Annotated in this window: 15 protein-coding genes and 1 tRNA gene; 6 read left to right on the top strand and 10 right to left on the bottom strand. The window is 57.1% G+C overall.

Annotation, left to right across the window (positions count from 1 at the left end; all coding sequences use genetic code 11):
* From AC2FIZ_RS05390 to AC2FIZ_RS05370, 5 genes are all read right to left on the bottom strand, one after another.
* Positions 1-75: transfer RNA gene (locus AC2FIZ_RS05390), tRNA-Glu, on the bottom strand.
* A gap of 98 nt (positions 76-173) precedes the next feature.
* Entirely contained in the window at positions 174-1,916 is a 1,743-nt protein-coding gene (recJ, locus tag AC2FIZ_RS05385) for a single-stranded-DNA-specific exonuclease RecJ (protein ID WP_496790688.1), read from the bottom strand.
* A 91-nt stretch (positions 1,917-2,007) separates the two neighbouring features.
* Positions 2,008-2,991, bottom strand: coding sequence for a class II fructose-bisphosphatase (gene glpX / locus AC2FIZ_RS05380; protein WP_142634684.1), 984 nt, complete (start codon positions 2,989-2,991; stop codon positions 2,008-2,010).
* A gap of 69 nt (positions 2,992-3,060) precedes the next feature.
* The gene (locus AC2FIZ_RS05375; RefSeq protein WP_142634682.1) at positions 3,061-4,347 is read right to left on the bottom strand and encodes a homoserine dehydrogenase; all 1,287 of its coding nucleotides are present in this window, start codon (positions 4,345-4,347) and stop codon (positions 3,061-3,063) included.
* A 124-nt stretch (positions 4,348-4,471) separates the two neighbouring features.
* Positions 4,472-4,720, bottom strand: coding sequence for a hypothetical protein (locus tag AC2FIZ_RS05370; RefSeq protein WP_142634680.1), 249 nt, complete (start codon positions 4,718-4,720; stop codon positions 4,472-4,474).
* Positions 4,721-4,820: 100 nt separating this feature from the next.
* On the opposite strand from AC2FIZ_RS05370, the gene AC2FIZ_RS05365 reads away from it, so the two are divergent.
* The gene (locus tag AC2FIZ_RS05365) at positions 4,821-5,408 is read left to right on the top strand and encodes a TetR/AcrR family transcriptional regulator (protein WP_281994819.1); all 588 of its coding nucleotides are present in this window, start codon (positions 4,821-4,823) and stop codon (positions 5,406-5,408) included.
* A gap of 7 nt (positions 5,409-5,415) precedes the next feature.
* On the opposite strand, the gene AC2FIZ_RS05360 is transcribed toward AC2FIZ_RS05365, so the two are convergent.
* Positions 5,416-6,327, bottom strand: a complete 912-nt coding sequence (locus tag AC2FIZ_RS05360; RefSeq protein WP_281994818.1) for a pirin family protein — start codon at positions 6,325-6,327, stop codon at positions 5,416-5,418.
* Positions 6,328-6,486: 159 nt separating this feature from the next.
* On the opposite strand from AC2FIZ_RS05360, the gene AC2FIZ_RS05355 reads away from it, so the two are divergent.
* Positions 6,487-6,957, top strand: a complete 471-nt coding sequence (locus AC2FIZ_RS05355; RefSeq protein WP_281972336.1) for a hypothetical protein — start codon at positions 6,487-6,489, stop codon at positions 6,955-6,957.
* Between the two features lie 67 nt (positions 6,958-7,024).
* Here AC2FIZ_RS05355 and AC2FIZ_RS05350 read toward each other — a convergent pair whose 3' ends face one another.
* The 3 genes from AC2FIZ_RS05350 to AC2FIZ_RS05340 are packed head-to-tail and all read right to left on the bottom strand — an operon-like array spanning position 7,025 to position 9,853.
* A complete protein-coding gene (locus AC2FIZ_RS05350) occupies positions 7,025-7,705 on the bottom strand; it encodes a hypothetical protein (protein WP_142634671.1) in 681 nt (226 codons plus the stop codon).
* Between the two features lie 4 nt (positions 7,706-7,709).
* Positions 7,710-8,243: a TadE/TadG family type IV pilus assembly protein gene (locus AC2FIZ_RS05345; protein ID WP_142634669.1), complete on the bottom strand. Its 534-nt coding sequence runs from the start codon at positions 8,241-8,243 to the stop codon at positions 7,710-7,712.
* A complete protein-coding gene (locus AC2FIZ_RS05340; protein WP_281994817.1) occupies positions 8,240-9,853 on the bottom strand; it encodes a TadE/TadG family type IV pilus assembly protein in 1,614 nt (537 codons plus the stop codon). Before AC2FIZ_RS05340 ends, AC2FIZ_RS05345 begins: the two co-directional genes overlap by 4 nt.
* A 332-nt stretch (positions 9,854-10,185) precedes the next feature.
* Between AC2FIZ_RS05340 and AC2FIZ_RS05335 the strand changes: the two genes are divergently transcribed.
* The 4 genes from AC2FIZ_RS05335 (at position 10,186) to rpoD (ending at position 16,191) form a co-directional block, all read left to right on the top strand.
* Complete coding sequence (locus AC2FIZ_RS05335; RefSeq protein WP_271946263.1) at positions 10,186-11,616, top strand: Glu/Leu/Phe/Val family dehydrogenase; 1,431 nt, start codon at positions 10,186-10,188, stop codon at positions 11,614-11,616.
* Between the two features lie 145 nt (positions 11,617-11,761).
* Positions 11,762-12,058 carry a hypothetical protein gene (locus tag AC2FIZ_RS05330; protein WP_142634663.1) on the top strand — a complete coding sequence of 99 codons (297 nt, stop codon included), beginning with the start codon at positions 11,762-11,764 and terminating at the stop codon, positions 12,056-12,058.
* An 80-nt stretch (positions 12,059-12,138) separates the two neighbouring features.
* Positions 12,139-14,088 (top strand): DNA primase, encoded by a 1,950-nt coding sequence (dnaG, locus tag AC2FIZ_RS05325; RefSeq protein ID WP_496790687.1) that lies wholly within the window; start codon positions 12,139-12,141, stop codon positions 14,086-14,088.
* 114 nt (positions 14,089-14,202) lie between these two features.
* Positions 14,203-16,191 carry an RNA polymerase sigma factor RpoD gene (gene rpoD / locus AC2FIZ_RS05320; protein WP_271946269.1) on the top strand — a complete coding sequence of 663 codons (1,989 nt, stop codon included), beginning with the start codon at positions 14,203-14,205 and terminating at the stop codon, positions 16,189-16,191.
* A gap of 193 nt (positions 16,192-16,384) precedes the next feature.
* Here rpoD and AC2FIZ_RS05315 read toward each other — a convergent pair whose 3' ends face one another.
* On the bottom strand, positions 16,385-17,362 hold the full coding sequence (locus AC2FIZ_RS05315) for a helix-turn-helix domain-containing protein (RefSeq protein WP_281994815.1): 978 nt from the start codon (positions 17,360-17,362) through the stop codon (positions 16,385-16,387).
* Positions 17,363-17,478: the final 116 nt, after the last annotated feature.

The following is a 17,478-nucleotide window of genomic DNA, read 5'->3' as shown; positions in this document are numbered from 1 at the left end:
TGGTAGCCCGTAGGGGAATCGAACCCCTCTTTCCAGGTTGAAAACCTGGCGTCCTAACCGATAGACGAACGGGCCACGCTAGCTTGTGGGGGGCCTTTTACGGTTTCACTCTGACCCCCGCAAGCCGAAAAACGCAGGGTTGTGAAAGTTTTTTGGCGGTGGCGAATGCGGCCTTAGATCGCCTCGGCGGCATCTTCCAATCTGAGTTGTACAGTTTGCCGTCCACCCCATGTGTTCACCTCAAGTCGTCCGGCGAAATGAAAGCGTGCGCCGCCGTGATTGGTCAGCCGTTCCCCCATTGGTCCGTCAAAGGCGCCAAACGCAATGGCATCCAACCCGGCACCCACCCCGTCCGACAGCGACAGCTTCAGATGGGAGTCGCCGACCCGCTTGGCAAAGCGCACTTGTAAGTCCGGAAAGGCATACCGCGGAGCCGGAGCACTGGCGCCGAAAGGCCCTGCTTTTTCAATCTGTTCAATCAGATCGACAGTGGCCGCGCAGGGCATAAGTGTGCCTTCCAGTTTCAGGTCAGCAGGGCCGGTTTGACCTGCCCCTTGTTTTGCCAGCAATTCGCTGAGCCGTTCCATCGCCGGTTCCAGCTGATCACGCATGACCGTCAGGCCAGCCGCCATCTTGTGGCCGCCGCCCTTGACCAGCAGACCTTCCACCGCCAGCCGCTGAATCGAGGCACCCAGATCGACACCGGTCACTGATCGGCCCGATCCTTTGCCCTCATCCCCGTCCAGACCGATGACGATGGCCGGGCGGTTGGCGGTTTCTTTGAGGCGCGACGCGACGATGCCGACAACGCCCGGATGCCAGCCTTCCCCGGCCGCCCAGACCAAGGGCGCATCAAGGCCCCGTTCTTCGGCCTGTTCCATGGCGGCTGCCCGAACCGCATTTTCAATATCGCGCCGCTCGGTGTTCAACTCGTCCAGCCGCTGCGACAGAGCCTCTGCTTCATGGGTTGAATCGGTGCTGAGCAGCCGGGCACCCAGATCGGCCTGGCCGATCCGGCCCCCTGCGTTGACGCGCGGGCCCAGCATGAACCCCAGATGATAGCTGTTGGGCGCGGAATCCATCCGCGCCACATCCGACAGCGCCACCAACCCCGGTCTTTGTCGTTGCGCCATGACCTTCAGCCCCTGACGCACAAGCGCGCGGTTTGCACCGATCAAAGGAGCCACATCCGCCACCGTGGCCAGCGCCACAAGGTCTAGCATTGCAATCAGGTCAGGCCCTTTTGCACCCGCTTCGCGCAGTTGCCGTCCGGCCTCGACCAGCATCAGGAACACGACGGCGGCGGCACAAAAATAGCCAAGATCGCCGCTTTCGTCCTGTCTGTTCGGGTTCACCACGGCCACGCAATCGGGCAAAGTTTCGCCACCAAGGTGGTGGTCCAGGACGATGACATCGGCCCCCTTTGCGGCGGCGATGGGTTCATGGCTGAGGGTTCCGCAATCGACGCAGATAATCAGATCATGCGCGGCGGCCAGTTCCTGCATCGCCGGGACGTTGGGGCCATAGCCCTCATCAATCCGGTCAGGCACATAGAGCGTCGCCTGCAGGCCCATCTGACGCAACCACGTGAGTAGCAGAGCAGCCGAACTGCCTCCGTCGACGTCATAATCGGCAAAGATCGCAATGCGCTGCTTTAGACGGACCGCAGTCAGAAAACGGGTTGCAGCGGATTCCATGTCTTTCATCGCGCGCGGATCGGGCAACAGCTCTTTCAGTTTGGGTTCTAGAAATCCCGGAGCTTCCATTGCCGGAACACCGCGCCGGGCCAGAACCTGACAGACGGCCCGAGGCAATCCGGCTTGTTGTACTAGCACCTCGGTCGCGCGCTCTACATCCGCCGAGGGGCCGACCCAGCGACGTGCTGACAGTGAATGTTCAACCCCAAGAAAGCTCATGTCCTGCCCCTGATGTGCCAAGGCCGGACCCTCGCGGACCCGGCCTTATCATTTCTATGGATAGCCCTGCACGATGGTCAGGCGCAAGATCTTAGCCGTCGTTATGCGACCACGTCGGCGTGCGGTAGGACATGCGTCGAACCGACCCGGTTTTCGACCGCATCAACAGGGTGGTGGTTTCAACCCAACCCGGCTCGCGCTTGATGCGCGGCAGCAAAGAGCCGCCGGTGACGCCGGTTGCGGCAAAGATCACATCGGCGGTTACCATCTCATCGCGCGAATAGATGCGGTCCAGATCGGTGATGCCCGCTTTGGCGGCGCGGCCGCGTTCGTCATCATTGCGGAACAGCAGGCGGCCAAAGATCTGCCCGCCCATGCATTTCAGCGCTGCAGCGGCCAGAACACCTTCGGGGGCGCCGCCTTGGCCCATATACATGTCGATCCCGGTGACTTCGCTTTCGGCGCAGTGCATGACGCCAGCAACATCACCATCGGTGATCAGGCGGATAGATGCACCGGTTTCGCGAACTTCGGCAATCATTGCCTCATGCCGAGGGCGTTCCAGGATGCAGACGGTAATGTCGGCAGGCTCGCAATCCTTGGCCTTGGCCAGCGCTTCCACACGTTCGCGCGGGCTCATGTCCAGGCTGACAACGCCTTCAGGGAAACCCGGGCCAACGGCCAGTTTGTCCATATAAACGTCCGGTGCATGCAGCATTGATCCGCGCGGGCCCATTGCTATCACAGTTAACGCGTTGGGCATGTCCTTGGCGGTCAGCGTGGTGCCTTCCAGAGGGTCCAACGCGATGTCGACGCCGGGACCATTGCCGGACCCGACCTCCTCACCAATATACAGCATCGGTGCCTCGTCGCGCTCGCCTTCACCGATGACAACGACACCGGCGATATCCAGAAGGTTCAGCTGTTCGCGCATGGCATTCACAGCGGCCTGGTCAGCGGCCTTTTCATCACCCCGTCCAACCAGCGAAGCCGAAGCAAGCGCAGCCTGTTCCGCAACCCGCGCCAGGCCCAGAGACAACAGGCGGTCATTGAAATCAATCTTGGCAGCACTCATTTTCACTATCCTCAGGTCAGTATCGGCGTCTTGTCCGGCATAGCCTGCGTATCGTGCAGGCCGCAAGGGTCAAACCTCTTCAATCCGCAAAGCAACCGGTGTGCCCGAAACAACATCGGTCTCGTGCAGGCCCAGCAAGGCGACATCCAGCGTGGCACGGGTGGTTTTGTGGGTAACTATCAGAACCGGCGCGGTGCTTTCCGCATGGGCGTATTGGCGCATGCGATCAATCGAGACCCCGGCATCGCCCAGGATGGCCGCAACTTTGGCCAAGGCGCCGGGTTTGTCCAGCAGACCCAGACGCAAATAATAGGGGGCAGGGCGACCAGTCAGCGCTGGCACTGCGTCCTGCAACGAACTGGCAGGGCGGCCGAAAGTCGGAATCTGAAGCCCACGTGCCAGATCGCAGACATCGCCCATCACCGCGCTCGCCGTTGGACCCTCGCCAGCTCCGGGGCCACGCAGAACAACCTGCTCGACCGCGTCGCCTTCGATCACCACCATATTGGTGCCGCCTTCAAGCTGGCCCAGGGGCGAGTCACTGGGCACCAAACACGGCTGCATCCGCTGTTCAAGCCCCCGTGCCGTGCGCTGAGCCACGCCCAACAGTTTGATCCGGTATCCCATGTCATGGGCCTGGTCGATGTCATCCAGACTGATCTGCTGAATGCCTTCGATCTCGATCCCGTCGAAATTCGGTTTGGTGCCGAATGCGATCGAGGCGAGCAGCGCCAGTTTATGCGCGGCGTCTATCCCGCCCACATCCAGATTTGGATCGGCTTCAAGGTAACCCAGCTGTGCGCATTCGTCGAACAGGGCGTTATATCCCTGCCGCTGCGATTGCATCCGGGTCAGGATATAGTTGCATGTGCCATTCATCACCCCCATGACGCGGGTGATTTCGTTGCCCGCAAGTCCTTCGGTCAGGGATTTGATCACTGGAATGCCGCCAGCCACGGCCGCTTCGAAGCGGATCACACGGCCCGCGGCTTCGGCCATTTCGGCCAGTTCCTGACCGTGAATGGCCAACAGGGCCTTGTTGGCGGTGACGACATCCTTACCACTGGCTAGCGCCGCTTCGACCGAGGCTTTGGCAGGTCCGTTTTCCCCGCCCATCAGTTCAACAAAAACATCAATATCGTCGCGCTGTGCCAATGCGACAGGGTCAGTTTCCCAGGCATAATCCGACAGGTTCACACCGCGATCCTTGCCAGCGTCACGCGCGGAAACCGCTGTGATCTGGATGGGACGACCCGTTCGTGCCTGCAGCAGGTCGGCATGGCGGCGCACGATCCTGACGACACCCACACCAACAGTTCCCAAGCCCGCAATTCCAAGCCGCAGCGCCTGTGTCATCCTGTGGGTTCCTTTCCGCTCGAATATCCTAAACTGGGGTGTTTCCCCGTTCCCGCTGCCTTAGCGGGTTCAGCGCCGAGGCGCAATCCGCGACACCCATGCCGGGCGGCAGAAAACCTGAGGATTAATTGGTCTGAGCGTTTTGCAATGCCGTTGCCTTTTTCTTCAACGCCTTGCTGCGGTCGGTCAATTCACTTTCGACCTCTGCCGCTTCGTACAGCGGGTCAACAGGCACAGCGAAAACATCTGCCAGTGGGGTTAATTTGGGGTAGGGGGCCGATTGCACATTTGGCCCTTCGCGGTCTTTCAGCTCGGGAAAATTGGTGCATCCCAGGCAGAGCAAAACTAGGGGCAGAAGAAGAAGGGGCTTCATGATGAAACCTTATTGTGGCAACTGGCATCGGTGATGCACTTTTTGTCCGGTCGTTTCAAGCGGGCTTCTATCTGAACATCCGTTCAGATATGGTGGATACATGGCACGTACACAAGGCTCACACTCGGACATTACCGGCCCGCGTATCCGGCAGGCAGCGCTTCGGCTTTTCGCGCGCCATGGGTATGCTGCTGTTTCCATGCGGAAAATTGCGGGCGAGGTTGGGGTGCAGGCCGGGGCATTGTACAATTACACCCCGGATAAGCAGAGCCTTCTGTTCCGTTTGATGCGCGACCATATGCAGGATTTGTTGTCCGCCTATGGCGAGCAAAAGCAAACTGGCGATCCGCAGGTTGCTTTGCGTCGGTTTGTCGGATTTCACATCCGGTTCCACCTGCAGCGCCCTGACGAGGTATTCATCGCCTATATGGAACTTAGGAACCTCACGCCCGAAAACTTCGCCGAAATAGAGGATCTGCGCCGCAAGTATGAAGACGGGCTTGAAGCCATTTTGCGCGAAGGTCAGCGGGCGGGTATCTTTGCGGTCGCGGATACGAAGATTGCGACATTGGCGGTCATCGCCATGCTGAACGGCGTCATGACGTGGTATCGCGCCGGTGGGCGGCTTTCGCTGGACGAGGTTGAAGCCGTCTATTGGGACATGGTCCGAAAGGCGATGACTGCTTAAGGGGCAGTCAATGTGCCGGCCGAATAAACGTCCCGTTGCGCAATTCGCGAAAAGCCTGTTCAAGCTCGGTCCGGGTGTTCATGACGATGGGGCCGTGCCACGCGACCGGCTCATTGATCGGTGCGCCGGAAATCAGCAGGAACCGGACACCCTCCGGACCTGCCTGAACGGTCACTTCGTCACCACTCCCAAACCGAACCAGTGTTCGGTCTCCCGACATGTCACGAATGTTCACCTCTTGGCCGCCAACTTCTTTTTCCAAAAGGACCCCCGCAGGCCGCGAGGCATCAGCAAAGGCGCCCGCGCCTTCGAATACATATGCAAATGCGCGACGGTAGGTGTCTATGGGGAAGGTCTTCTTCACACCTGCCGGAATTTGGATGTCCAGATACTGAGGGTCGGCGGCGATGCCGTCGACTGGGCCTGTCTTGCCCCAAAACGTCCCCACGATCACACGGACAACGGTTCCGTCATCGTCCGTGATTTCAGGGATCTCTTTGCGCGGCACGTCCTGATATCGCGGTGTTGTCATCTTTTGGGCCGCGGGTAGATTGCCCCACAGCTGAAACCCGTGCATTTGCCCGGTTTGGCTTCCCTTGGGCATTTCCTGATGCAGGATTCCGGACCCTGCCGTCATCCACTGCACATCACCCGCGCCAAGTGTTCCGTTATTGCCAAGTGAATCCGAATGCTCAACCGAGCCGGACAGGACATAGGTGATTGTCTCGATCCCGCGATGCGGATGCCATGGAAATCCAGCCTGATAGTCCTGCGGGCGTTCATTGCGAAAGTCGTCGAACAGCAGAAAAGGATCCAGTTCCGACGGATCCTGAAAGCCGAAAGCGCGGTGCAGTTTAACGCCTGCCCCCTCCATCGTCGGTATGGCCTTTCGGGTTTCCAAAGTCGGTCTGAGGGACATTGCTGCGCTCCTGTTGCTATGGGGAAGATGTACCGCACTGCCATGGCGGGTCAATTTGCGCTGAAACACGCAACCTGTGCGAAATTCAGCAGGTGAGTTCACCTCTGTTGTTTGGCTGGGAAAGTGGCTAAACCCAACTGCAAAGTGGGAGAGCAGAAAATGCAACAAGAAGTTCTGGCCGTGGTCAAAGCCTCATCACCCAGGCGGTGGATGGGTGTCGGAATGTTGTCAACCGTGGGCTTTCTGGTTGTTTTCGTCGCGCTTGCCGCGCCGCCGGAGCCATCCTGGCAGGCATTCCTGTTTGTGGTAGGCGCGGCGTCCTTCTGGCTGGCCTATCGCATGTGGCAGGCAACCTCGGATTGGATCGAGCTGACTGAGACCGAACTCAGAACCGGGGCAGGGCAGCCGATCGCCGCAATAGAAGACATTGAAACCGTCGAACGAGGTGCGTTTGCCTTCAAGCCGTCGAATGGCTTTCTGGTAACAACCCGGCAATCAGGTGCAAATAGATGGGCGCCGGGGCTGTGGTGGCGCCTGGGACGCCGCGTTGGCATCGGTGGCATGACATCCGCCGCCGAAACCAAATTCATGTCCGAGATTTTGTCTGTGATGGTGGCAGAACGCGGCTAGGTCAGACCTTCAGCGCCACCTCGTTATTCGAAGGCGGGGTGGAAGGCACTAAGAGGCCAACCTTGTCCTAGTTCGTTGCGCTTTCCGCACTCGCACCGGAATCCCCTGTGCCAGGGTCCTCGATTTCACCGATCTCGCCAGACCCGTCGGGATTTTCCTCAATTTCAACAACGCCCGACACATTTGCCGCAACCTCATTGGTAAAGCGTGGGCGTGTAAAGACGAAATTTTCAAAGACGTGGTCGCCTTTGAGGAAATCTACCCCATAAATCGAGTCAAAGACCGGAATGTAAGCATTCGCCGTTTCAACAATGATCAGTGTGTCCTGGTTGGGCATAGGCGGCAGGTTATCACGCATGCGGTCAATATTGTCGTCGGTCCAGATGCTGTCGTACCCGCGCGCGGTTGACCATCTGACGTAATGACGATCATCTTCTTCGTCGAACACAACCAGCGACACGCGCAGATTCATCTGTGATCGGTTGTTGACCATCGCCACCAGCAGCGAATGCAATGAGGTAATATATGTGTCCGTGATCGTGCCGGTCTCGCGAGAGATCAAATCGCCAACCGTATATGCCGCTTTAAGGTTAGATGCGCTTTGGCGGAAGCCGTCGAAATACGTGAAGGCGCCTGTGATCGTCCACACCAGCATCGGAAAGACAAGCAAAGCCTCAACCGTGAGTACCCCACTCTCGTCTTTCGTCTTGGATTTCAGAAGATTCCGGAGCTTTGAAATGAAAAACATAGGCTTACAGAGGCTCCTGTACGAAGGCAGTCGTCGCGGTAAGTTCGATCTGGCCTGATTCATCCGACAAAATACGCCCCATCGCCGATGTAGGGAAAATCGGATCGACCTTTGCGCAGGCCCGAAGGATCATCAACTCGTTCGAAAGGCCATTTTCGAAAGCGCGAACTGGGTTCACTTCTTCAGAATTGTCAGTGCAATCCGGGACAGGCGGAAGGTTCAACCCGACAAACGCGCTTTGTTGCAGCATCTCCAGCTGCAAGTTGGTGGTACAGCGTTTGATCACTACGACGCGATCACAGATCGTACTTTTTATCTGATCATGCGTTGGGTTGGTGCCCGTGCCGAGGCGAATGTCGCGAACTGTCTGGTCCACAGCCCGCTCTAACATCGCCTGCTGCAAGGTGACCACCGAATATTCCATCGCACTCAGGATGAAGAACATGAATGCCGGGAAGATGATCACAAACTCGACGGTGACCGCCCCATCTTCCCTGCGTCTCAGGCTTCGCAGCTTTGAAACAAGGGCTCCGATCATTGGGTCAACCGCAGTTTTCTGATCGACGACGCGATAGAAGCAAATGCGTCTTCCAGGTCCAGACCGTTCACATTGTATACATGGCTGTCCGAGCTGGCACAGTCCTTGATGGTTTTGTACCCGGCTCTGGGTGCTTCGAAGGCGATGCCATAGACAATGACGCCCTCATCTTTGGCTGCGTCACAGATATGCTTGGTGCGCTGGTTCTTGGCCGAAGTTTCAACTTTGGCATACGCTTTCGAGTACCACTCGGCCCATGCACTTGACTGCCAGTAATAGTTATATCTTGCATTCCAGGCCAAAGACACACGGTTGAAGAGTTCTGGATAGGTCAGGCGAACAGCCGTACCCAATTCTTCGTTGGCTGGTGTCTCTGGATCAGGATTGCCGAACGGATGGTCCGCCCATGTGTTCTGCTGTGGCCAGAAAAAGTTAGGCTGACCCTGCGAATGGTAGACTGTGTATTCGGAGGCCTCAGCATTGTACCAGACATCCGACAAGCCCTCCCGAAGGGACGGGTTCAGCATATACTGGTCCGTGTTCTGACCGTCGGTCATTACGATTACAATTTTCAAGATGTCCGAGTTATAGTCTGACGGGCGGGTCCGGAAGTGATTTGGAACGATGTTGTCGTCAGCCAGGTCGCTCACAATGCCACGAACGCTTGGGTCCAGGAAGGCCACGCCCCATTTCATGCCGACATCTATCGAGGTATTCCCGGTTGCAGTCAACGCCTTGATCTGTTTGGTCAATGCCTCCAGATTATCGGTAACAGGCGTAATCGCACTGCCATCGCGGACCGGGCAAACCGGTGTTCTGATCGAGCCTTCGGAATAGGTGAAGGGGTCAAAATGCGCGGTGCGTTCCAGCCTGTCATCACGCTCTAGGTCCGCGTCGCTATACTGTTCAGGGATAAAGTTCACACAATGGGAGTAGTTGTGCTCTGCTGTAACGTTGGTGAATTTGCTCAGGATGGGTTCACCCGCGTTGACCTGAGTTGCGTAAGGCACGATCGAGATCGAAATGCCCGTGCGGTTCGGATCATCTGAATCCAGCATCAGCGTGACAAATTCTGTGGCCGCATCCTGCAGAAGCGCAATTTTGCTCTTCCCGCCAGAACTCGAATAGTTGTTCATTGAGCCAGAGATGTCGAGAACCAGCGAAATTTCAACAGCTCCAATGCTTTCGACGGCCGTGCTGGCCGCGTTAGCGGTCAAGCTGTTGACGCCAGAGAAATGCATAAAGTGGGTTTTGATGGTCGCCTCGGCGGTGGCTGATACTTTACGTGATCCAAAGCCTTCTTCCACCACGACAGAAGTGATTTTGCCGCCCAGCCCGGCCTTCTCGAAATAGGCATCGACAATTTCGCGTGCGGGCTTTTTCTGATCAAGGTCAGCGGCCGCAAGAACGGCGCGGTCCAATGTCGATTGCAGATTGGCGCGGTCGCGTTCGAAATTCATTAGGTCAACGCCAGCCCCAGTCGAGGCGATGATCACCAGGAAACCCAACAATACAAAGATTGTGAATGTACCGTCTTCGCTTTTTGCGAACCGGCGCGCGCTTAGCGCGGATTTAGCGCCGCTTTTGCTTTCGCGTAGAAACTTGGGCATTTTCATCTTGCAGACCTCGCTGAGCAGACATCCAAAGCTGCTAAGGAAAAGTTAACGTATGGAAATTAACTGCGAAACGTGGCGGGAATTGGGCGAAAAGGGCCCAGTTTTGGCTGGTTTGAGGGAAATTGAGGGATAATTCCGGACCGTTGCGCGGGGCTGTATTCGATGCGTGAACAATTCGGCGGATAATGTCTGGGTTTGGCGACTCAGCCAGAGTTCGAATATTTCCCCGTAACTTGAGATTTTATTTCTGCTTAAACATTGATCGTTTAGCAAAGGGGTGCGACAAAACGTCAGAACGCAAGTCGTTCGCCGGCACGGAGGTTTAAATGACGGCCACAAAAGAACCCAGCTTTCGAGAGAGTGTAGATCTTATGTTTAACAGGGCAGCGTCCCTGATGGATCTGCCTCCGGGCCTTGAAGAAAAGATAAGGGTCTGCAACGCCACCTACACTGTACGCTTCGGCGTCCGGCTGCGCGGTGACATACACACGTTCACCGGGTATAGGTCGGTACATTCCGAACATATGGAGCCGGTGAAAGGCGGCATTCGCTATGCTTTGGCGGTGAACCAGGACGAAGTCGAAGCGCTGGCGGCGCTGATGACCTATAAGTGCGCCCTTGTCGAAACGCCATTTGGCGGATCAAAGGGCGGCTTGTGTATAGACCCGCGCCAATACGAAGAGCATGAGCTTGAACAGATCACCCGCCGGTTCGCCTATGAGTTGGCCAAGCGCGACCTGATTAACCCGTCACAGAACGTGCCAGCCCCGGATATGGGGACGGGTGAGCGTGAAATGGCGTGGATGGCGGACCAATACGCCCGGATGAATACAACTGACATCAACGCGCGCGCCTGTGTGACAGGCAAGCCGCTGAATGCTGGCGGTATTGCCGGACGGGTCGAGGCCACGGGCCGCGGCATTCAATATGCGCTGCGCGAGTTTTTCCGCCATCCTGAAGACATTCAAAAGGCAGGGCTGTCGGGCAAGTTGGACGGCAAGCGCATTATTGTTCAGGGCTTGGGGAATGTGGGCTACCACGCTGCCAAGTTCCTGAGCGAGGAAGACGGCTCTCGTATCGTGGGCATCATTGAATGGGACGGAGCGCTGTATAATCCCGACGGGATCGACGTCGAGTCGGTTCGCCAATGGATTGTCAAGCATGGCGGCGTCAGCGATTATCCCGACGCCACCCATTCCGCCGAGGGAGGGGCCGTGCTGGAAGAAGAGTGCGACATCCTGATCCCGGCGGCGCTGGAAGGTGTGATCAACCTTGATAATGCCGATCGCATCAAGGCCCCGTTGATCATCGAAGCTGCAAACGGCCCAGTGACAGCTGGTGCAGACGAAGTTCTGCGCGATAGGGGCGTCGTGATCATTCCTGATATGTACGCAAATGCTGGCGGTGTGACCGTTTCGTATTTCGAATGGGTTAAGAACCTAAGCCATATCCGGTTTGGCCGCATGCAGCGTCGCCAGGAAGAGTCGCGGCACGAGCTGATCGTCAGTGAACTGGAACGGCTGGACCGCTATCTGGGCGATGCCTGGTCCATGTCTCCGAACTTCAAGGCGAAATACCTGAAAGGTGCGGATGAGCTTGAGCTGGTTCGTTCGGGGCTCGATGACACCATGCGGATTGCTTACCAGTCGATGCGTGAAGTCTGGCACAGTCGCGACGATGTCGAGGATCTGAGGACCGCGGCCTACATCGTGGCCATTGACCGTGTCTCGAAAAGCTACCGCGCTAAGGGGCTTTGACAATACTCTCTGCGGGCGGTTGGCATCTGATCCCTCGCCCGCAGGACCAAGGCGCAACAGGGCTGCGCAAGATGCAATTCGACGATGGCGCGCATCCGCGCCCGGCAGTAGACTTCAGCGACGAGAACGAATCCCGGAGACCACCATGTTGCGTATTGCCGTCGCGGCTATTTTACTGGCCACACCTCTGGCTGCTCAGGAAACAAAAGAACAAAGCTGTCAGCATCAGGCGGATGTCGTGGCGGCGATCCAGCAGGCGCGACTTGACCGCGTGAAAGAGCGCGACGTGCCGCAAGCCGTGGCCGATACAGGTCCGACCTGGCCCGCGAACTATAATGCCGCGATCCCGCTGATCACCCCTTGGGTCTATGAGCAGAAGATGCGCGATGTGCGCAAAAAGGATCTCGGCGCCACGTGGATGGAGCTGTGCCTGCAGCAGTAATCCAAAACCTTGCGATTTCTTTGCGGACAAACGCGCGCCTTCCCCTTGGCGCGCGTTGCTGTTTCTGTCAGGTTTAACCCATGTCATTACCACCCGGTTTTCTGGATGAGTTGCGCACCCGGCTGAGCTTGTCTCAGGTCGTCGGGCGCAAAGTCATGTGGGACGCGCGCAAGTCCAATCAGGGCAAGGGCGACATGTGGGCTCCGTGCCCGTTCCATCACGAGAAGACAGCATCGTTCCACGTCGATGACCAAAAGGGATTCTATTACTGCTTTGGCTGCCATGCCAAAGGGGATGCGATCAGCTTCGTGAAAGAGACCGAGAATGTCTCGTTCATCGAAGCGGTCGAAATTCTCGCGCGTGAAGCCGGGATGCCGATGCCAGAACGTGACCCCAAGGCGCAAGAGAAACAGGATCGTCGCACGCAACTGGCCGAGGTGATGGAACAGGCGGTGCAGTTCTTCCGGTTGCAACTGAAAACAGGGGCAGGTGGGGAGGCGCGCGATTATCTGGCGCGGCGCGGCTTGAAAGAGCGGGCGCTGGATCGGTGGGAAATCGGCTTTGCGCCCGACGGTTGGCAGGCGCTTTGGGATCACCTACGCGGCAAGAACGTTGCCGAAGATCTGATCCTTGGTGCGGGTCTGGCGAAACCCTCGAACAAAGGTAAAAAGCCCTATGACACGTTTCGGAACCGGATCATGTATCCGATCCGGGATCCGCGCGGGCGTTGCATTGCGTTCGGTGGCCGGGCGATGGACCCCAATGACAATGCGAAATATCTGAACTCGCCCGAAACCGAACTGTTCGACAAGGGACGCAGCCTCTATAACCAAGGCCCCGCGCGGCAGGCTGCCGGCAAAGGGCAGCCATTGATCGTGGCCGAAGGATATATGGATGTGATCGCGCTTGCCGAGGCCGGTTTTGGCGCATCGGTGGCCCCATTGGGCACCGCAATCACCGAGCATCAGTTGCAACTGCTGTGGCGTATCTCGGACGAGCCGATCATTGCGCTGGATGGCGACACGGCGGGTTTGCGTGCTGCGATGCGGGCGGTCGATCTGGCCCTGCCGCTGCTTGAGGCAGGAAAGTCCTTGCGCTTTGCGCTGATGCCCGAGGGCAAAGACCCTGACGACCTATTGCGGGCGGAAGGACCGGCAGCCGTGCAGGCGGTGTTGGAAGGGGCAATGCCGATGGTCAGGCTGCTCTGGCAGCGCGAAACCGAAGGCAAGGTGTTCGACAGCCCCGAACGCAAAGCAGCTTTGGACAAGGTCTTGCGCGACAAGATCAAGCTGATCCGTGACGCGTCGATCCGGTCGCATTACGGGCAAGAGATCAAAGACCTGCGCTGGCAGCTGTTTCGCCCTCAAAGGCAGCCACAAAACCGCACCTGGCAAACACGCGGGAAATGGAAGCCCCAGCCGCAACCGGCCACACCGGGCGCGCGGGCGTCATTCCTGGCATCATCCGACAATGCCGATATCCAGATGCGCGAAGCCGCCATTCTGGCCATCGCCGCATTGAACCCCCAAGTCGTGGTGCAGTTTGAACACCAACTGGAAGAAATGGGGTGCCGTGACCAAGATCACGCGGGCCTGCGCGATGCCATTCTGCGGCACGCGATAGATGATCCTGAGAACCTCAAACAACATATTGCGGAAACTTTGGGACATCACGCCCTTGAAAACCTGCTGGCCCTTCGCCATGTCGCAGTAATCCCCTGCGTGAATAAACCGGGCGACGTTGAAAAGGCCGAAATGACGTTGGCCGAGGAACTCGCCAAAATCAAAGCTCTCAGGGGTCTGGACGCAGAGATTGCCGAAGCCGCAGAGGAGCTGTCTGACCTGGACGATGAAGCGTTGACCTATCGCTTGGCGCAAGCTGCCGAAGAGCGCAACAGAACAAGCCGAAGCCAGAATGAAGACAGGGCCGTTTTCGACATCGCTGACAATGGTGCGCGAATCAACCGCGACGAGAAGGATGCGTTTAAGGCAATCATGTCAGGTATCAATTTCGAGCGAAAACGCCGGTAATGTGGTGTTTTCGTAAGGCACTGGAAAAGAAAAACAGGTAAACGGGTGGCCGAATCACTTCAACGCGCTAATGATTCGGTTCAATCGAATCACCCATCCCTGCAGGAGCATTGAATGGCCGCCAAGGATACAAACGAAGACAGCAAATCCGACGAGCAGGAACAGGAAATCTCGCTGGACATGAGCCAGACTCAGGTCAAGAAGATGATCGCCGAGGCCCGCGAGAAAGGTTACATCACCTACGACCAGCTCAATCAGGTCCTGCCGCCTGATCAGGTCAGCTCGGAACAGATCGAAGACGTTATGTCGATGCTGTCCGAGATGGGGATCAACATCATCGAAGATGAAGAGGCGGAAGAGGAAGAGAATAAAGGCTCGACCGACCTGATCACAACGGAAAGCAACCGTGAGGTCACGCTGGCCGGTGCCGCCACCGAAAAGCTTGATCGTACCGATGACCCGGTGCGCATGTATCTGCGCGAAATGGGTTCGGTCGAACTGCTCAGCCGTGAGGGCGAGATTGCTATCGCCAAGCGGATCGAGGCTGGTCGCAATACGATGATCCTGGGGCTTTGTGAAAGCCCGCTGACCTTCCAGGCGATTACGATCTGGCATGATGAATTGCTGTCCGAAGACATTCTGCTGCGCGACGTCATTGATCTGGAGGCCACTTTCGGCAATCAGATGGACGAAGACGGCGATGTTGAAGAGCCGGTCGTCGACACTTCGACCGTGCAGGCCGCAAAGCCCGCCAAGGAAGAAGGCCCCGAGCTGGATGCCGATGGCAACCCGATTGCGACCGATGATGACGATGACGAAGACGAGCAGGCGAACATGTCGCTCGCTGCTATGGAAGCTGCTCTGAAAGATCAGGTTCTGACGACGCTCGAGCGTATTTCGACTGATTTTGCGATGCTGAGCGAAATGCAGGACAGCCGGATTTCGGCAACCCTGAACGAAGACGGCACATTCAGCGACACGGACGAAGCGACCTATCAGAAGCTGCGCGCCGAGATTGTCGAACTGGTGAACGGCCTTCATCTGCACAACAACCGGATCGATGCTTTGATCGACCAGCTCTATGGCATCAATCGTCGGATCATGTCGCTGGACAGCTCGATGGTGAAGCTGGCGGATCAGGCCCGCATCAACCGTCGCGAATTTGTTGACGCCTATCGTGGGCGTGAACTGGACCCGAACTGGCTGGCTGAGATGGCTGAAAAGCCGGGCCGGGGCTGGCAGATGTTCATCGAACGCTCGACCTCCAAGGTCGAGGAACTGCGCAACGATATGGCTCAGGTCGGGCAATATGTTGGCCTGGACATCAGCGAATTCCGCCGCATCGTACAGCAGGTCCAGAAAGGCGAGAAAGAGGCGCGCCAGGCCAAGAAAGAAATGGTCGAAGCCAACCTGCGTCTGGTGATCTCGATCGCCAAAAAATACACGAACCGTGGTCTGCAATTCCTTGATCTTATTCAGGAAGGTAACATTGGCCTGATGAAGGCCGTAGACAAGTTCGAATACCGCCGCGGGTATAAGTTCTCGACCTATGCCACCTGGTGGATCCGTCAGGCGATCACCCGGTCCATCGCGGATCAGGCACGCACGATCCGTATCCCGGTCCATATGATCGAGACGATCAACAAGTTGGTTCGGACCGGTCGTCAGATGCTGCATGAAATCGGCCGCGAGCCGACGCCGGAAGAACTGGCCGAAAAGCTGCAGATGCCGCTGGAGAAGGTCCGCAAGGTGATGAAGATCGCCAAGGAACCGATCAGCCTGGAAACGCCGATTGGCGACGAAGAAGACAGCCAGCTTGGCGATTTCATCGAGGACAAGAATGCTGTGCTGCCGTTGGACAGTGCTATTCAGGAAAACCTCAAGGAAACGACCACGCGTGTTCTGGCCTCACTTACCCCGCGGGAAGAACGGGTTCTGCGGATGCGGTTTGGCATCGGTATGAACACCGACCACACTCTGGAAGAGGTCGGCCAACAGTTCAGCGTGACCCGCGAACGTATCCGTCAGATCGAGGCGAAGGCGCTGCGAAAACTGAAACACCCCAGCAGGTCGCGAAAGTTGCGGTCGTTCCTGGATCAGTAATCCAGAAAGGCGCCTCGACCGAGGCGCCTTTTTCGTTTGAAACCACTGTTCACGGTGGCTTGTAGAAACATCAATTTGGCGAGAACTCACAAGAAGCCCGCTGCGCGTCTTCCTATATCCGCAATGTCCACTCATGGGACGGGCCGGGGCGAGGCTGCAAGGCTGACGACCCCCGGCTACCTCAAAGCTACGATCACGGGTCCAGGCGGCTGCGGAAAGCGCTGGGCGCGCGACCCGTCCACCGTTTGAAAGCGGTGGAAAAGGCGGGTTGGTCTGCGTAGCCAAGTGAGAATGCAATTTCAGATAGCTGCATCCCGTTGGTGATGAAAGTTTGGGCCAGATCACAGCGCAGATCGTCTGCGATCTCTCGATAGCTTGACCCTTCATCCTTTAGCCGACGCGCAAATGTTCGCGGGCTCATGCCGAGATTGGCGGCTATGTCATCGGCTTGCGGAAAATTTCCCGGCATCGAACGTGTAATCAGACCCTCGACCTGCGCCCGCAATTTTTGCTTAGGCGAGGCCCGCTCTGCCAGAACGCGTTCCCCGTACTCAATCAGATGCTCTCGAAGCATCGGGTCATATGTGGGCACGGGAAGATCCAGAGATGAAGGCGACAGAACAATCTCTAGGTTTTCTGCTCCAAACTCTACCGAAAATCCTGCAAGCTTTTGAAATAGATTTCTTTTCTCTCCAACCTCGTGTTGAAAGCGAATTGCTATGGGGTGGAAGTCTGACTGCGTCAGGTTCCGCATTCGCGCCAGTGTCCCAAACATCAAAAACTCTGTGCGTCTGTGATACCGGGCAAAACTTGCGTCTTCCCAGTCCGCCTCGAAGGACACAAAATTCCCGGCATGGCGCAGACTGAAGGTGATTGTGGGATCTATGATGCGAGAGAAGCGGGTTGTGTTTTCAAACACCTGTCGGAGGTCACGAGAGTACTTGCTGATATAGGCCGTAATGCTAGAGGCCGAACTGACTTTTGAACCCGCATAGGCGGCAAAAGTTATGTCGCGCATAGCGTCGCAGGCATATCTGATGAACATCGCCTCAGTTTGCGCACTGTAGACTGTAGTGGGGGGAGCGATTGCCGCTCGGCTTAGACCGCTGCGTTCCAAAAGCTGGTCTGCCAACTCTGGGCCGCCCGAACGCTCATCTACCGTTCGGGTCAAGTGTTGAATTCTGGCAATATCAAGCTCCATATCCAATTCTTAATGCTTTCGCGAAAAATTTGAACCCAGTTTGTACGAGTGCAGGCAAACCCATCTGGCAGGTTTTCACAAGTTTC

Source organism: Ruegeria sp. CDSB022 (assembly GCF_059611145.1).
The sequence above is the reverse complement of the archived record's forward strand: the minus strand, read 5'-3'. Positions and strand labels throughout refer to the sequence as shown.

What these genes read in the sequence shown, in the direction of transcription:
- recJ (WP_496790688.1), bottom strand. Translation starts at nt 1,916, where the DNA reads ATGAGCTTTCTTGGGGTTGAACATTCACTGTCAGCACGTCGCTGGGTC.
- glpX (WP_142634684.1), bottom strand. Translation starts at nt 2,991, where the DNA reads ATGAGTGCTGCCAAGATTGATTTCAATGACCGCCTGTTGTCTCTGGGC.
- AC2FIZ_RS05375 (WP_142634682.1), bottom strand. Translation starts at nt 4,347, where the DNA reads ATGACACAGGCGCTGCGGCTTGGAATTGCGGGCTTGGGAACTGTTGGT.
- AC2FIZ_RS05370 (WP_142634680.1), bottom strand. Translation starts at nt 4,720, where the DNA reads ATGAAGCCCCTTCTTCTTCTGCCCCTAGTTTTGCTCTGCCTGGGATGC.
- AC2FIZ_RS05365 (WP_281994819.1), top strand. Translation starts at nt 4,821, where the DNA reads ATGGCACGTACACAAGGCTCACACTCGGACATTACCGGCCCGCGTATC.
- AC2FIZ_RS05360 (WP_281994818.1), bottom strand. Translation starts at nt 6,327, where the DNA reads ATGTCCCTCAGACCGACTTTGGAAACCCGAAAGGCCATACCGACGATG.
- AC2FIZ_RS05355 (WP_281972336.1), top strand. Translation starts at nt 6,487, where the DNA reads ATGCAACAAGAAGTTCTGGCCGTGGTCAAAGCCTCATCACCCAGGCGG.
- AC2FIZ_RS05350 (WP_142634671.1), bottom strand. Translation starts at nt 7,705, where the DNA reads ATGTTTTTCATTTCAAAGCTCCGGAATCTTCTGAAATCCAAGACGAAA.
- AC2FIZ_RS05345 (WP_142634669.1), bottom strand. Translation starts at nt 8,243, where the DNA reads ATGATCGGAGCCCTTGTTTCAAAGCTGCGAAGCCTGAGACGCAGGGAA.
- AC2FIZ_RS05340 (WP_281994817.1), bottom strand. Translation starts at nt 9,853, where the DNA reads ATGCCCAAGTTTCTACGCGAAAGCAAAAGCGGCGCTAAATCCGCGCTA.
- AC2FIZ_RS05335 (WP_271946263.1), top strand. Translation starts at nt 10,186, where the DNA reads ATGACGGCCACAAAAGAACCCAGCTTTCGAGAGAGTGTAGATCTTATG.
- AC2FIZ_RS05330 (WP_142634663.1), top strand. Translation starts at nt 11,762, where the DNA reads ATGTTGCGTATTGCCGTCGCGGCTATTTTACTGGCCACACCTCTGGCT.
- dnaG (WP_496790687.1), top strand. Translation starts at nt 12,139, where the DNA reads ATGTCATTACCACCCGGTTTTCTGGATGAGTTGCGCACCCGGCTGAGC.
- rpoD (WP_271946269.1), top strand. Translation starts at nt 14,203, where the DNA reads ATGGCCGCCAAGGATACAAACGAAGACAGCAAATCCGACGAGCAGGAA.